Source organism: Mesorhizobium sp. UC74_2 (assembly GCF_042701485.1).
Lineage (GTDB): Bacteria > Pseudomonadota > Alphaproteobacteria > Rhizobiales > Rhizobiaceae > Mesorhizobium.
Map to the genome: position 1 here is coordinate 4,729,974 of NZ_CP170562.1, position 14,478 is coordinate 4,744,451.

Here is a 14,478-nt window from a genome sequence, read left to right on the forward strand (position 1 = left end):
CACACTTTTCCTGGAATTGCCCTGGCGGGCAGAGGAAGCTCGCCGCGATTGTTTCATGCATCATCCGGCACGGAAGTATCGCACACGCCGCGCCATCGCACAGCGAAAGTGCTGCCGCGTCCCAGCGAAGATTTCAACTCAATGAAACCACCATGACTGGTGACGATATCATGGACCATGCTGAGGCCGAGGCCAGCTCCGGAGCCGTGAGGATTGATCCGATAAAACGGTTCGAAGATGCGTGCATGCTTGTCGCTGGCGATACCCACTCCCTGGTCCGCGACACGAACGCTGCCATCCGCTTCGATGCCCACGCAAATCTCACCTGACTTGCCGCCATACTGAATGGCATTGCGCACCAGATTGGCGAAGGCTCTTTCCAAGGCATCGGAATCACCGATCAAGGAAACCTGTTTCGCCTTGCTGTCGAAGGAAATTTCGTAGCCCTCGGCAATGGCGAACGGCGCGAGATCGGCCACCACTTTTGAGACCACAGCATTGAGGTCCACCTTTGTTTTGCGCGGTGGTTTCTGCCGGTACTTCTCGATGTCCAGAAGTTGGTTGGTGATCGCTGCCAGCCTTTTGATGCCGTTTTGGAGCTGGGATTTTTCTTCGCTCGCCGGCAAGGTGCCGATACGGACCTGGAGGATGGCGATCGGTGTTCTCAACTCATGGGCTGCATTGACGAAGAACCGTTCTGTCGTCTCGAAGCCGTTGTCCAGTCTGCGAAGCGCCTTGTTGATGCCATCAACGACCCTCCACACTTCGGCTGGAAGGCCGCGAACATCCACAACTGCGCCTCGTGCGTCGAAGTCGATCGTGTTCAGGCGTCCGGTAAGATCATTGAAGGAGCGAAGCGACCATCTGGTGACCCAAGGAACGCCGACAAGCGTGATCGCGGCAAGGATCGCGGCCGGAATGGCGACCGCGGTATTTCCCAACCATACGATCAAGCCATGGAGAGACATGGAAACACCCCCCGCGAATATAGAGGCCTCGCCGGCGGCGGTAGCTATCCGTTCGAGCCGCGCGACACTCTTCGGATTGCCGACATAACCATGCAACTCAGCACTTCTGAACGTCCGCAGAAATGGAATATTCGCGGCGATAGCGCCTGGGACCTCCCCTTGCCTGATGACTTCACCGCCCGGCAATTCAACGACAAACCAAACGCTTGGCCATTCTTTCAGTGTGTTCGACAGGCTTTCGGTTGGAACCAGGATCGGCTTCCCGTTCGGTCCCACTTCGATCGAATCCGCGATCTGCTCCGACAACCATATGGATGGAATAGCACCGTCAGGGGCGATGCCAGAAGCAAGGTAAAGGACAAGAGCGAGGGAGGCTGCCGTAGCGAAGAGTTGCAGGACGATGAAGCCGAGCGTGAACCGCCAGCGGAGAGGTGTGCCGTTCATTTCATTCCGGCTCATGAAGGAAATAGCCGATCCCGCGGATATTTTTGATGACTATGTTCGCACCTGCCTCTGCGAGCTTGCGGCGCAACCGCGACATATTGGCTTCCAAGGTGTTCGATTGGATTTCCTCGTTGAAGGAATAGACATTTTCTTCCAGCGACGACCGCAAGACCGTTCGTCCGCGGTTCCTCAGAAGGGTCTCGATGATCAGGAGTTCGCGTCTGGTGAGTACAAGTCGGCTTCCTTCGACATGAATATCCAGGGTGCCGCGATCGTACGTAAGATTGCCCGCTGCGAGGATTTGCGAACCCGGCACCGGAGCACGTCTCAGAACTGCACTGATCCTTGCTATCAGTTCGTCGATCTCGAAGGGTTTGGGCAGGTAGTCATCCGCCCCTTCATTGAGTCCTGAAATCCTCTCACGTGTCGAACCAAGCGCGGAAATGATAATGGACCGGGCAGACTTGCCAGAGTTGCGCATCTCAGCAAGCAGGCTGCTTCCGTCGCCGTCCGGCAATTGTCGGTCAATGAGCACGATCTCGTAATCCGACATGGCGACTGCCTCTCGTGCTGCCGCAAGATTGGTCACCGAATCCAAAACGATACCATGTCTGGACAATGCGACCTGAAGCGCGTCGGCCATTTCCAGATCGTCTTCGACAAGCAAAAGCTTCATGAGATAGGGCGGGTGGGTCGTGTCATAGAAGCATCGTGTTCGACCGGAATTACATGAGCGTTACGGCCAGCCCGCATCTTCTCCGATCCGACCGAAGACACTTCGTCGAAAGAACCGTTGAAGGTAAACCTTTGTCGTCGAATGTCGACTTCAGAAATCCGGGCGCAAACCAGCCCCAACTCACCTGGCGCCGCAAGCAAATCCAACCCAGCGACTGATGGCTCTCCTCCCAAGGCGAGAAAGCGAAGCAGCCTAGGTGCATTTTGTAGCCAAGTGGAATCACTTGGCGTTACAAAAATGCGACGAAAACAAAAACTTAGAGCGTTTCCGCGTTTCCGTGAAAAACGGAAACGCTCTAGGTGCGGTTGAGATCAATCCGACTGATCACAACGTTTTTTCCGGTCGCCGGATCCTTGTCGGTGGTCGTCAAGCGCATCCGGTTGTTTGCGAGCTTCTCCAACCTGAGTTCCGCGGCACGGTCGCCATTGACTTCCTTGGCCCAGCGAATGCCCAAGACCAAAGCATTGTTCGCACGCTTGCCACGGAGGCCGGCGGGGCCGGTCCGGGAACCGTTGTAGACGCCGGTATAGGTTTTGCCGTCGGTCTTGACGTCGGCACCGATGGCTCGGGAGAAGACGACATATCCGGTGCATTTGCCATTCAACGACAGCGAGGTATCCGTCGCACGCGACGCAAATCTGCAGTCGATCTTGATAGGCTGAGACCCCGTCTCGGTTTTGACCGTGCCCTTGCCACCCCAACTTCCGCCCAGCGATTGGAGAAAGGCTGCGTCCGTGGCATGCGCGGGCCCCGCGAGACAGAGCATTCCCGCCGCCATGTAGCCAATGAATCTGGTCATGATCGATACTCCTTTGAGTCAGCGGATACCGGCATTCGAAACTTTCGTCCGAGCGGCCGCGATACGTGCGACAATCCGACGGTTATGTTCGAAAACGGGGCGGATCGCTTATCGTTCCGCTGTTCATCCGCCAGCCGCATGCCTGAATGGACGTTGTGGTCTGTGCCAGGATGATGGCCGCAACGTCGTCCGGCTCGCCATGTCCCCCAACGCAGAAGACCGGTTTGCCGGCTGCACCAGCCAGATGGGATTTGCCCTTCGTCCAAAAGGATGAATTCGTTTGAACGAAGTGCCGGATCGTCCGTTCTCAGCAAACCGGATAATTTCGGTGTTGCTCACAAACGAGGAGTCCCCATGAAGCTTTTCGCGAAACCCGTCTCCATTTTTGTCGGTCTTGGATTTCCGCGCGACGTGGAATCGGTCGAGGAGGCCTTTGAAATCCTCAACGAATGGGTCGGTTCGCGAAGCCCCACGCATGAGCAAGCCATTGCCACAGTTCGCGCGGCTCTCAGCGACGGTGATGTCTCGGTGGCGCGCCTCGCATTCGAAGCCTTCGCCCAGAAAACCGGGATTCTGGCACCCGACGCGCTGGAACTGGCCGCGGCAAGGGCTGCCGATGAATGGCTGTCTGCCTGATCTGACCTGACCTCGGCGGTCGTCTCACGCGGCCGTCCTTGTCCGAGGCGATCAATGGCAAAGACGCAAGCCAGCCGTCTGTGGCCTCGCGAACATCAACGCTAAACATCACCAGCATCTATCCTGTTAACGCAGCCCCTCGCGCCTCTAGGCCAACCCAACCAGCCGCGCTATCTTCCCGCAGTAACTTGGTGATTTGCTCGACATGAGCGGGGCCTTAGCGCCACCTGCCGGAGCAGCCTCGGTCCTCACCGCCGACAAAAGGGGAAGCTATGCCCCGCTCCATACAAGCCGGCTAATTTTAAACCATCTCTCGCATCGCCGCTCGCCTTACTTTGCGACCGGCTTGGCTCACTTCCATGCCTTTTCTATCCTCGGAGCAGCATGCCGATATCGACCAAATACTCACAGAAAACGGCTAGCACGATCTGCGACCGGATCGCGGAGGGTCAAAGCCTGCGCTCGATCTGCCGCGATGCGGACATGCCGGACAAGGCAACGGTTTTCCGCTGGCTGGCGGCTCGGGAAGACTTCGCCACGCAATATGCCCATGCCCGCGACGCCCAGGCGGATGCGCTGGTGGACGAGATGCTCGACATCGCCGATGACGGCAGCAACGACTGGATGGAGCAGCGCGGCCGCGACGGCGAGGTGACCGGCTGGAAGGAGAATGGCGAAGCGCTGAAGCGCTCGGCACTCAGGCTCAGCACGCGGCAATGGATCGCCGAGAAGCTGAAGCCGAAGAAATATGGCAACAAGGTCGCGCTCACCGATGCCGATGGCGGGCCGCTGACCGTGAATGTGATCCAGCGTGCCGCGCATCGAACTTCCGAATGACTGGGAGCCGCGCGCCTACCAGGAGCCTGCCTGGCAATCCTGGCTGAACGGCTGCAACCGGCAGCTGCTGGTATGGCACCGACGTGCCGGCAAGGACGACATAAACCTGCGCATGCATTCCGTCGGTGCGTTCAACCGCGTCGGCACCTACTGGCACATGCTGCCGGAATATTCGCAGGCGCGCAAAGCGATCTGGGACGCCGTCAACCCCAACACCGGCAAAAGACGCATCGACGAGGCCTTCCCTAAGGCGCTGCGCGAGAACACACGCGAATCCGACATGTTCATCCGCTTCAAGAACGGATCGACATGGCAGGTGGTGGGCTCCGACAATTTCAACGCGCTGATCGGCACGCCGCCGGTCGGCCTCACGGCCTCGGAATGGGCGCTGGCCAACCCGATGGCCTGGGCCTATCTGGCGCCGATCCTGGCCGAGAATGGCGGCTGGGCGTCGTTCATCTCGACGCCGCGCGGCAACAACCATCTGAAGGCGATGCTGGACCGGTTCCGCAGCGACGCAGCCTGGTTCACGCAGGTGCTGACGGCAAATGACACCGGCGCGATCTCGGACGCGGCGATCGAGGCGCAGCGAGCGGAATATGAGGCGCTGTTCGGCAAGACCGTCGCCGACCTGCTGGTGGAGCAGGAGTTCTTCTGCTCGTTTGCCGGTGCCACGGTGGGCGCTTATTGGGGCGCGGAGCTGGCCACGGCAGACGTGCAAGGGCGCATCGGCATGGTGCCTGTCGACTGGGGCGAGCCGGTGCACACGGCCTGGGATCTCGGCAAGGCGGCGAACAACCCGATCTGGTGTTTCCAGGTGATCGACGGGCGGCCGCGCATCGTCGATTTCTACCGGCCCGAAACGGATGACCTGGCTGATTGGTGCGAGTGGTTGGACAAACGCGGCTATCACGGCAACGATTATGTGCCGCATGACGCGGTGGTGAAGAACTGGGGCGACAAACGCACCCGGGTCGAGACGCTGAAGGCGCATGGCCGCAAGCCGAAGATAGTGACGATGGCAAGCGTGGCCGACGGCATCAATGCCGGGCGCGAGACGATCAAGCTGGCCGAGTTTCATCTCGGCCCCGACGAACGCGGCCAGCGCATGCAGCACGGCATCGACGGGCTGAAGATGTACCGCCGCACATGGGACGACGATCGCAAGAGCTTCGTCGACAGCCCGGTGAAGGACTGGGCCGAACATATCGGCTCGAGCTTCCGCTATCTCGGCCTGGCCTGGCGCGACGTGGCGCCGGCGTTTGTGCCGAAGAGACAGGCGGATGGGCCGACCTACCAGGTGACCGCAACGGGCGTGGTGCGCGCCGACATCGGCGTGAAAGCCGCGGTCGAGGCGATGATGCGGCGCAAGAAGAGGATGGACGGATGATGCGATTTCGCAAGTGCCCGGCTGGAGCGTTCTGACATGGCCAAGAAGACCGAAGCCGGCAAGGGTGCGGCGCTGCGCGACACCGGCCGGAAGTGGCTGGAGCGCATCAAGGCGGCCGAAGCCGACGAGAGGACGTTCCTCGACGACGCGGCGGTGGCGACTGCCGTCTATCGCGGCAAGGGCGCGCCGAAGACCGATGGCTCCTCGGACACGGCGCCGTTCGATTTCAACATCCTGTTCTCCAATGTCGAAACGATCGTGCCGGCGGTGATCAACTCGGCACCGGCGCCGGATATACGTCGTCGTTTCGGTGCCGACGACCCGGTGGCGCGCGACTTCGCGCAGCTGCTGGAGCGGGCGATCTCGGTGCAGATCGATGACAGCCGGCTGCAGAGCGAGCTGGAAGCGATGGCGCAGGACGGCTTCCTGGCCGGGCGCGGCGTGGTGCGGCTGCGCTTCATGAGCGATTTCATCGGCGGCGAGACCACGGATGAGGAGCTGAAGGGGATTGCCGACGACGACGACAGCGATGCCGGCGCGGATGACGCCGACCGTGGCGACCATGACGCCGGAAACAATGCTGGCGGTAGCGGAGATGGCGGTGCGATAGGTGCCGCAGGCGCCACCGGAAACGATGCGGGCGGCGAACATCTTGCCAATGAACGCATCGTGTTCGAGGCGGTGAGCTGGCGCGACTATCGCCATGGCAAGGCCAAGCGCTGGGACCAGCGGCCCTGGGAGGCGTTTCGGCATTCGATCGCCAGCGACGACTATGACCGCTTTGTCGACGGCGCGCTGGTGGCGCTTCAGGCCGACGACAGCGGCGACAGGGACGACAGCGACCACGAGGTCTGGGAGGTGTGGGACCGCAAGTCGCGCGCGGTGCTATTCATCGGGGCCGGTGACGGCAAGGTGCTGAAGAAAGTCGCCGATCCGCTCGGCTGGTCGGGTTTCTTCCCGACGGCGACGCCAGTGCAGCCGATCGAGGTCAACGGCAATCTGGAGCCGGTCAATCCGTTCTCGATCTACCGCAGGCTGGCCGACGAGCTTGACACCACCACCAAGCGCATCCGCGTCATCACAAGGCAGCTGAAGGTGAAGGGCTGGTACGGGGTGAGCCCGACCGACGTGCAGGCGGTGCTGGAAGCCGACGACAACGAGTTCGTGCCGGTCGCCGACGCCGAAGTGTGGGCCAAGAATGGCGGACTGCAGGCTGCCGTGCTGTTCTGGCCGGTGGAGCGGCTGATCGTGGTGCTGGCGCAGCTCTACGGGCTGCGCGACCAGACCAAGCAGGCGATCTACGAGATCACCGGCATTTCCGACATCGTGCGTGGCGCTTCCAACGCCGCCGAGACCTATGGCGCGCAGCAGATCAAGAGCCAGTGGGGCTCGCTGCGCATCCACAAGATGCAGCGCATGATCGAACGCGCCTCGCGCGACCTGTTCGTGATGATGGCGGAGGTGATCCCGGCGAAGTTTTCGCCTGAGACACTGCAGAAGATGACCGATGTGCAGCTGCTGCCGAGCGCGCAGGACCTGACGCCGGTGGCCCCAAAGCCGCCGCCACAAGGGCTGCCGCCGGAGGCGGTGGCCCAGGCGCAGCAAGCGGCGGCGCAGGAGGCGAGCCAGGCCGAGGCGGCGCGGCAGAAGAAACTGCAGCACCTCGCCGCATTGAACGGCCTGATGCATGAGCGGGTGACCGCCGGGTACCGCATCGATGTCGAGACCGACAGCACGGTGCGCGCCGACGTCAGCCGCAAGAAACAGGAAGCGACCGAGTTCATGTCGGCCTCCAGCGCGTTCTTCGCCTCGGTCGGCCCGCTGGTGCAGCAGGGCGTAATGCCGGCCAATGCGGCGATCACCATCTACGGATCGTTCGCCCGGCTGTTCAACCTCGGCAAGGCGATCGAGGATGTGCTCGACGACCTCATCGCCAAGGTGCAGCAGGGCGGCGGCGTGCCGCCACAGCAGGACGGCCAGGCCGATGCCGCAGCAGCAGCCGAGAAGCGGCGGCAGGAGGCAGCGCAGTTCGACCAGCAGATCAAGCTGCAGAACGCCGAGGTGGAGCGGCAGATCAAGCGCGAGAACGCCTCGCTCGACCTACAGATCAAGAACGCCGAACTGCAGATCAAGACCAGCCAGCTCACCGCAGTGCAACGGCAACTGCAGATGCAGCAGGTCGGCTTGGCCGGATAAACAGGAGACACAGCCATGCAACGCCTTTTTCACACGCTGCCCTCCGGGGTGCGTGAAGCCGCCGACGCGACCGTGGATCTGGCTTCGGCGCCCGCCTCGTCGCTCAAGGCTGTGACGCCGCATGCGACCGATACGCTGCCGAACGGCGTCTGCCGGGCGCTGTGGATAGGGGCCGCCGGCGACGTGGCGATGATCGCCGAAGACGACACGCTCGCCGTGACGCTCACCGCCGTGCCGGCGGGCAGCGTGCTGCCGGTGCGGGCGAAGGCGGTGCGCGCGGCGGGCACCACGGCAAGCAACATCGTGGCGCTCTACTGATGCGCCGCTACGTCTTTCGCGACGGCCATTTCCGCGACCCGGAAACCGGCGCGCCGATGCAGCTTCCGGCCGGGCCGCTGGCCAGGCCCGGCATCACCCGGCCGATGCCGGAATATGCCAGCCCGATCGACGGCCGTCTTATCAGCACCCGCCACGAGCGCCGCGAGGACATGAAACGCAACAACTGCGTGGAAGCCGGCGACATGCCGTCGCCGACCGGCGGCAAGATCAGGAACAAGGCCTTCGCCGCCAAGCGGGGCCTGACAGTCAGCGAGGACTACCGATGACCATCGAGAATGGCGAAGCCATGATCCCGGATGCCGCTGTCGCGAAGGGCGCCGATACCGCCAGCGACGATGCCGCGCTCGGCGCGGTATGGGACCAGATCGAAAGCGACAGCCAAGACACCACCGACGGTGGCCTGGCCGACCGTCGCGACGGTTCACCCCAGAATTCCCCGCTGGAAGGTGAGGGAACGGGAGGGGCGCGTGCGAAGGCCGAGGTTTCCTCGCCCCTCGCCGGCGCCGTGCCTCTCCCGGCCAACTGGCGCGGCATGGAAGGCGAATGGGGCAAGATCCCGGCGGACGTGCAGGCGAGGATCGCCCAGCGCGACGCCGAGCTGCACACCCGCATGTCGGAGCAGGGCCGGCAGATTGGCGCCATGCGCCACTACAACGAGATCTTCGAACGCAATGCCGACCTGCTGGCCGGACGGACCTTGCCCGACGGCTCGGCGCCGTCGATGGCCGAGGCGATCGACTTCCTGTTCAGCGCCCAGCGCCGGCTGGACGAGAACCCCATTGCCAGCCTGATCGACATCGCCGACCGCTACGGCGTGCGACAGCATCTCGCCGCGGCGCTGAGCGGCCAGATCGACATTCCCGCCGACCCGCAACCGCCGACGATGACGCCGGCCGACATTGCCTGGGTGATACGGGAAATCCAGCAGGAAGACGCCATGGCGCGATCCGCCAACGAGGAAGTGAGCCGCCTGGCCAAGGACAAGCCGCTCTATTCCGAGCTCGCCGAAGACGACATGGTGCATGCGATCCACAAGGCACGTGCCAGGCTTGGCGACACCGCTTCCCACGAAGCCGTGTTCGACCTTGCCTATGACATGGCCGTGAATGCCGACCCAGACCTGAGGGTCAAGGCAGCCGCCGCCGCCAGGGCCGCCGCCGCCGATCCGAGGAGAATGGCCGACGCACGCCGCGCCGCCTCCGTCAACGTGACCTCGACCTCCACCGGCCAGTCGCGGCAGTTCAGCGAAGACGAACTGCTCGGCCAGGCCTATGACGAAGCTCAGAACTCAAGGTGATCAAGATGGCAGGACCATCCACTGTGTTCACGCAGATGGTTTCGACCACGCTGCGTAACGCCGCGACGGAAGTCGCTGATAATGTGAGCAAGAACAATGCCTTGCTCGCCCGCCTCAAGAAGAAGGGCAATATCCGCAATCTCGATGGCGGCACCGAAATCCAGGTTCCGCTCGAGTATGGCGAAAACGGCACCTACCAGCGCTATGGCGGCTATGAAACCCTCAACACCAACGCCTCCGATGTGGTGACGTCGGCGAAATACGACTGGGCGCAGATCGCGCTGCATGTCGTGTCGAGCGGACGCGAACTGCGCCAGAACTCCGGCAAGTCGGCGATGATCAACCTGGTGAAGACCAAGAAGAAGAACGCGCTGCACACGGCGGCGAACAACTTCTCGATCGACCTCTATTCGGACGGCTCGCTGCCGAACCAGATCGCCGGTCTCGCCAACATCATCCAGTCGAACGGCCAGGGCACGGTCGGCGGCATCGACAGTTCGCTGTGGCCCTTCTGGCGCAACAAGTTCCGCGAGATTCCCGGCACGGACGCCTACACCAAGGACACGATCCTGGGTGAAATGAACCGGCTGTGGATGGCGCTGACGCGCGGCACCGACACGCCGGACCTGATCACGTTCAGCCATGACCTGTTCTCTGTCTACGAAGCCTCGCAGCAGCAGTTCCAGCGCTACCAGGATGCCGACCTCGCCCAGACCGGCTTCCTGTCCTACAAATACAAGACCGCCGACGTGATCTTCGACGACAATACCAACTTCGCCACCAATGCGGAGCGGGCCAACTTCCTCAACACCGACTATCTCTACATCTTCCAGCACAAGGAAGCGCAGTGGTCGCAGGACGAGGAGAAGAAACCGGTCAACCAGGACGCCGTGGTCATCCCCTACTACTGGATGGGCAATGTCGCCTGCTCGAACCGCTCGCTGCAGGGCCTCCTGCTCGACGCGGCTTGACACTGGGACCCTCAGGCGCCGGCGCGGCCCATCCGGGCCGCTTGGCTTCCGCGCCAACGGGGCGCGGCGCGCAGTCGCGCGCTCCAACGGTCAGATGACCGCTGGCACAGCAACATCAAACAAGGAGAACCAGATGGTTTATTCCGTTACCCCGATCGTCGGGCTGCGTCTCGGCGAGGTGATCAAGGCAGGCGAGGATGCCGCGGCACTGGGCACCGTCGTGACCGGCAATGACGGCCATGACTACATCCTGGCGCTGGCGACAGGCGCGATCGCCAATGCGGCGACCGTCACCCTGACCGAACCGGCAATGACGGTCGCCACCGGCGCCGGCGCGTGGACCAACACCAATGCGGCGCTCGTCGCGAGCGACCGTGCCTGGTTCAAGAAGACTGTGATCTAGGGGAAGTCTTTCGTCCTCGCGCTGTCGCCGCTACGCGGCTCCCCCTGCCCCTGCCGACCCATCGCTCCCCGGCTGGGCACGGCATCGGGCGCGAAGGCCCCCTCTCCGTCACTGCTCCTCCGGCGGCTAAGCGGCCACAGGCGCCACCCAAGCGCCGCCGCTTGAGCTGCAGTTCATCGCCCCTGCCAAAGGCGGCGGAGAGGTGGCTCGGCAAAGTCGGGATGGAGAGGGGGACCTTATGCGCAGCAAGGCTGAGAGGTCGACCGGACACAGCAGACATCAACATCAGAGGCGGGCCTTCGGGCCCGCCTCCCTCCTATCCGCTCACCTTCCAAGGAGGCCACCATGGCTGAGAACGACAAGCCGGTCATTCGACTGATCGGTTTCAGGACCACCTATGAAAAGCTGCCGGTGCGCAGCACCGATCCGCTCGCGGACAAGGCCGACCCGCAGGGCTTCCTGCTGAACGCGGCCGGCAAGCGCCTGATCGAGCCGCAGGAGGTCGACTGGGCGATCTACGCGCCCGGCCACAGCCCGCTCGGCACGCATACGGTGGAGCGCGTCAAGCACCTCATCCCCGATCCCGATCGCCATGGCGACGACCTCGACGGCACCAAGCTCGCCTTCATGACCGCGCGCTGGGAGAAGATCCGGCCGGCCTACGAAGCCTGGAAGGCCGGCAAGGAAATCCCGACCTCGGGCACGCCGCTGACGGCCTGGCCGGCGCTCAACGAAGAGCAGGTCAGGATCTTCCGCCAGGTCGGCATCCAGTCGGTCGAGGAGATCCGTGATCTCGCCGAAACGCAGATCGGGCGCGTGCCGCTGCCCAGCATGCGCGACCTGATCAAACAGGCGGCCGTGTTCCTGGGCAATCTCGACAGTTCGGCCGCCGCCGAGCGCGAAGCCAAGAAGGACGAGGAGATCAGCGACCTGAAGGAGCGCTTGATGGAGCTGGAAAAGCTGCTGGACAGCCGCGCCAAACCTGCCCCGGCTCATGTCGAAGTTCCAGCGAGCGAGGAGCTGACCAGCCTGCGCGCTCAACTCGACGCCAAGGGCATAGACTATGACCGGCGCTGGGCGGCACCGAAGTTGCGCGCGGCGCTGACCGAGGCAGCCTGACCATGGCGATCGGCGACGTGCTCAAGGAAGTCTGCGTGGCGGTGGGCGAAGCCATTCCGCCCGCCTTCTTCTCGACGGCGGCAGGCACTACCAGGACGTGGCAGCAGCTGCAGCTGCTGGCCAACGAGGCTGCCCGGCTGATCGCCGGCGGCTTCGACTGGCAGGTGCTGCGCAAGGTCGCCGAGATCTCCGGCAACGGCACGGCCGAAGGCTTCGATTTGCCGGCGAGCTTTTCGCGCATGCCGAAGAAGGCAAACCTGTGGTCGTCGCGCTATCGCTGGGACATGACCCATATCGTCGACAGCGACGACTGGCTGTCGTTCGAGTTCACGACGATCGCGCCGCTCGCCGGCGCATGGACCATGCATGGCGGGCAGATGCACATCCAGCCGGTGATGGCGGCAGGCGAGAAGGCGAAATTCTTCTACATCTCGAAACAGATCGTGCGGGCAAGCGACGGCACGCCGAAAGCCGCCTTCACGGCGGACGAGGACACGTTCCTGCTCGACGAGCGCCTGCTGCGCCTGGCGATCATCGCGCTGTGGAAGCAGTTGCAGGCACAGGACTTCGCGGCGGAACTTTCCGATTACGAAATCGCCTTCGACCAGGCCAGCGACAGCGACGGCGGTTCGAAACCAGTGCTGTCGGGCAACCTGCCGGTGAGCCGGAACGGCCGCATCACATGGCCGGGCACGGTGACGGGACAGGGCTGAAGGGCAGACCGATGAAAAGCGCCACTCTCGCACGGCTGGCACAACCGGCCCGTACCCGCCGCGCGCAGATGACCACCCTGCCCGCGCCGATGGCCGGCTGGTTCACCGCCGGCAACCTGGCCTCGATGCCGCAAGGCACCGCCATGCGGCTCGAGAACTGGCGCCCGACCAACACCGGCATCGTGCAGCGCGGCGGCAGCAAGACGCGCGCCACGATCTCGGACGGAACGAAGCCGGTCGAGAGCTTCATCTCCTACAACGCCACGCAGAAGAAGCTGTTCGCGGCGACGCGCACGGACATCTTCGACGTGACGACGGTGGCCAATCCGAACGTGCCGCCACCGGCGGCAGTGTCGGGCAGACGAGCGGCTACTATTCCTTCGTCAACTTCACCACCTCGGGTGACGAATACCTGACCGCGGTGAACGGCACCGATGCGCTGCTGCTCTATCATCCGAGCAGCGGCTGGAAGAAGATCACCGACACGTCGAGCCCGGCTATCACCGGCGGTTCGACGGCGACGCTCTCCTTCGTGTGGGTGTACCGCAACCGGCAGTTCTTCATCGAGGGCGGCGGGCTCAGGGCACGCTACCTGCCCGTCGCCAGCATTGCCGGGGCGCTCGGCACCATCGACCTGAACGGCGTGTTCCAGCGCGGCGGCTCACTGATGTTCGGCGCATCCTGGTCGGTCGATGCCGGCGACGGCCTTGACGACAAATGCGTGTTCGTCACCAACCAGGGCGAGATCGCCGTCTACCAGGGCGGCGATCCGGCAACGGCGGCGGGCTTCGTGCTGGTCGGCCGTTACGACCTCGCCCGGCCGCTCGGCCCACGCGCCACGATGCGCGTGGGTGGGGATCTGCTGATCGCAACCGAGATGGGCCTGCTGCCGCTGTCCCAGGCGATCACCAAGGACATCTCCGTGCTGGACCAGTCCTCCGTCAGCCGGGCGATTTCGCCGGACTGGCGCAGGGAAGCCAAGGCACGGCGGTCGCTGCCGTGGGAGATCGTCAAATGGCCGGAACGCGCCTATGCCATCATCAGCCTGCCGGTGACCAACGGAAGCCAGCAGGGCCTGTGCTATGTGCTGAACACCGAAACCGGTGCCTGGTGCACTTTCACCGGCTGGGATGCGCGCTGCCTGATCTTCCACAATGGCGAAGTGGTGTTCGGCACGAACAAGGGCAAGGTCAAGGACACCGAAGTCACCGGCACCGATGACGGCGTGCCGATCTACTACACCTGTGTCGCCAATCCTGACCATCTCGAGACATCTGGGGTGCTGAAGACGATCCTGCAGGCGCAGGCGACGCTGAAACGGGCGACGCCGAACGAGATCCAGCTTTCCGGCTCGACGGACTACCGCGTCAAGCTGCCGGCGCCGCCCAATCCCGCCCCGGACGTTCCGCCTGTCGGCATCTGGGGATCCGGCCGCTGGGACCAGGCGCTGTGGGACGCGACGATGGCGAGTGCCTTTCCCGACATCGTCAAGACCAGCATCGGCATGACCGGCTATGTCTTCCAGTGGCAGTTGCAGGTGACCGGCGCGCAATCCTCGGCGCCGATGGTCGAGCTGGTCAGCGTCGACGTGTCGTTCGAAACGGGCGCGCCGGCGCTTTAGGGCCGTCCA

The 14,478-nt window shown here is 63.4% G+C and carries 16 protein-coding genes; 13 read left to right on the top strand and 3 right to left on the bottom strand.

Annotated features, from left to right (window positions below):
* Positions 1-53: 53 nt before the first annotated feature.
* The 3 genes from ACFJIU_RS23005 to ACFJIU_RS23015 form a co-directional block, all read right to left on the bottom strand.
* Positions 54-1,412: a sensor histidine kinase gene (locus tag ACFJIU_RS23005; protein ID WP_379063883.1), complete on the bottom strand. Its 1,359-nt coding sequence runs from the start codon at positions 1,410-1,412 to the stop codon at positions 54-56.
* Position 1,413: 1 nt separating this feature from the next.
* A complete protein-coding gene (locus ACFJIU_RS23010; RefSeq protein ID WP_379063885.1) occupies positions 1,414-2,088 on the bottom strand; it encodes a response regulator in 675 nt (224 codons plus the stop codon).
* 355 nt (positions 2,089-2,443) lie between these two features.
* Entirely contained in the window at positions 2,444-2,947 is a 504-nt protein-coding gene (locus ACFJIU_RS23015) for a hypothetical protein (RefSeq protein WP_379063887.1), read from the bottom strand.
* 354 nt (positions 2,948-3,301) lie between these two features.
* On the opposite strand from ACFJIU_RS23015, the gene ACFJIU_RS23020 reads away from it, so the two are divergent.
* The 13 genes from ACFJIU_RS23020 to ACFJIU_RS23080 all read left to right on the top strand — a co-directional run bounded on the left by ACFJIU_RS23020 (position 3,302) and on the right by ACFJIU_RS23080 (position 14,469).
* Positions 3,302-3,583: a DUF982 domain-containing protein gene (locus ACFJIU_RS23020; protein WP_379063889.1), complete on the top strand. Its 282-nt coding sequence runs from the start codon at positions 3,302-3,304 to the stop codon at positions 3,581-3,583.
* Between the two features lie 384 nt (positions 3,584-3,967).
* A complete protein-coding gene (locus ACFJIU_RS23025) occupies positions 3,968-4,420 on the top strand; it encodes a terminase small subunit protein (RefSeq protein ID WP_379063891.1) in 453 nt (150 codons plus the stop codon).
* On the top strand, positions 4,395-5,810 hold the full coding sequence (locus ACFJIU_RS23030) for a hypothetical protein (protein WP_379063893.1): 1,416 nt from the start codon (positions 4,395-4,397) through the stop codon (positions 5,808-5,810). The genes ACFJIU_RS23025 and ACFJIU_RS23030 overlap by 26 nt, the downstream gene beginning before the upstream one ends.
* A 36-nt stretch (positions 5,811-5,846) precedes the next feature.
* Positions 5,847-8,006 carry a hypothetical protein gene (locus ACFJIU_RS23035; RefSeq protein WP_379063894.1) on the top strand — a complete coding sequence of 720 codons (2,160 nt, stop codon included), beginning with the start codon at positions 5,847-5,849 and terminating at the stop codon, positions 8,004-8,006.
* A gap of 15 nt (positions 8,007-8,021) precedes the next feature.
* Positions 8,022-8,324 carry a hypothetical protein gene (locus ACFJIU_RS23040; protein WP_379063896.1) on the top strand — a complete coding sequence of 101 codons (303 nt, stop codon included), beginning with the start codon at positions 8,022-8,024 and terminating at the stop codon, positions 8,322-8,324.
* A complete protein-coding gene (locus tag ACFJIU_RS23045) occupies positions 8,324-8,611 on the top strand; it encodes a hypothetical protein (RefSeq protein ID WP_379063898.1) in 288 nt (95 codons plus the stop codon). The genes ACFJIU_RS23040 and ACFJIU_RS23045 overlap by 1 nt, the downstream gene beginning before the upstream one ends.
* The gene (locus tag ACFJIU_RS23050) at positions 8,608-9,642 is read left to right on the top strand and encodes a hypothetical protein (protein WP_379063900.1); all 1,035 of its coding nucleotides are present in this window, start codon (positions 8,608-8,610) and stop codon (positions 9,640-9,642) included. Before ACFJIU_RS23045 ends, ACFJIU_RS23050 begins: the two co-directional genes overlap by 4 nt.
* Before the next feature lie 5 nt (positions 9,643-9,647).
* Positions 9,648-10,613 carry a phage major capsid protein gene (locus ACFJIU_RS23055; protein ID WP_379063902.1) on the top strand — a complete coding sequence of 322 codons (966 nt, stop codon included), beginning with the start codon at positions 9,648-9,650 and terminating at the stop codon, positions 10,611-10,613.
* A gap of 133 nt (positions 10,614-10,746) precedes the next feature.
* The gene (locus tag ACFJIU_RS23060; RefSeq protein ID WP_379063904.1) at positions 10,747-11,016 is read left to right on the top strand and encodes a hypothetical protein; all 270 of its coding nucleotides are present in this window, start codon (positions 10,747-10,749) and stop codon (positions 11,014-11,016) included.
* 345 nt (positions 11,017-11,361) lie between these two features.
* Positions 11,362-12,135: a hypothetical protein gene (locus ACFJIU_RS23065; RefSeq protein ID WP_379063906.1), complete on the top strand. Its 774-nt coding sequence runs from the start codon at positions 11,362-11,364 to the stop codon at positions 12,133-12,135.
* 2 nt (positions 12,136-12,137) lie between these two features.
* Positions 12,138-12,848, top strand: coding sequence for a hypothetical protein (locus ACFJIU_RS23070; RefSeq protein WP_379063908.1), 711 nt, complete (start codon positions 12,138-12,140; stop codon positions 12,846-12,848).
* A gap of 11 nt (positions 12,849-12,859) precedes the next feature.
* Positions 12,860-13,264: a hypothetical protein gene (locus tag ACFJIU_RS23075; RefSeq protein WP_379063910.1), complete on the top strand. Its 405-nt coding sequence runs from the start codon at positions 12,860-12,862 to the stop codon at positions 13,262-13,264.
* A 5-nt stretch (positions 13,265-13,269) separates the two neighbouring features.
* Positions 13,270-14,469 carry a hypothetical protein gene (locus ACFJIU_RS23080; RefSeq protein ID WP_379063912.1) on the top strand — a complete coding sequence of 400 codons (1,200 nt, stop codon included), beginning with the start codon at positions 13,270-13,272 and terminating at the stop codon, positions 14,467-14,469.
* Positions 14,470-14,478 lie beyond the last annotated feature (9 nt).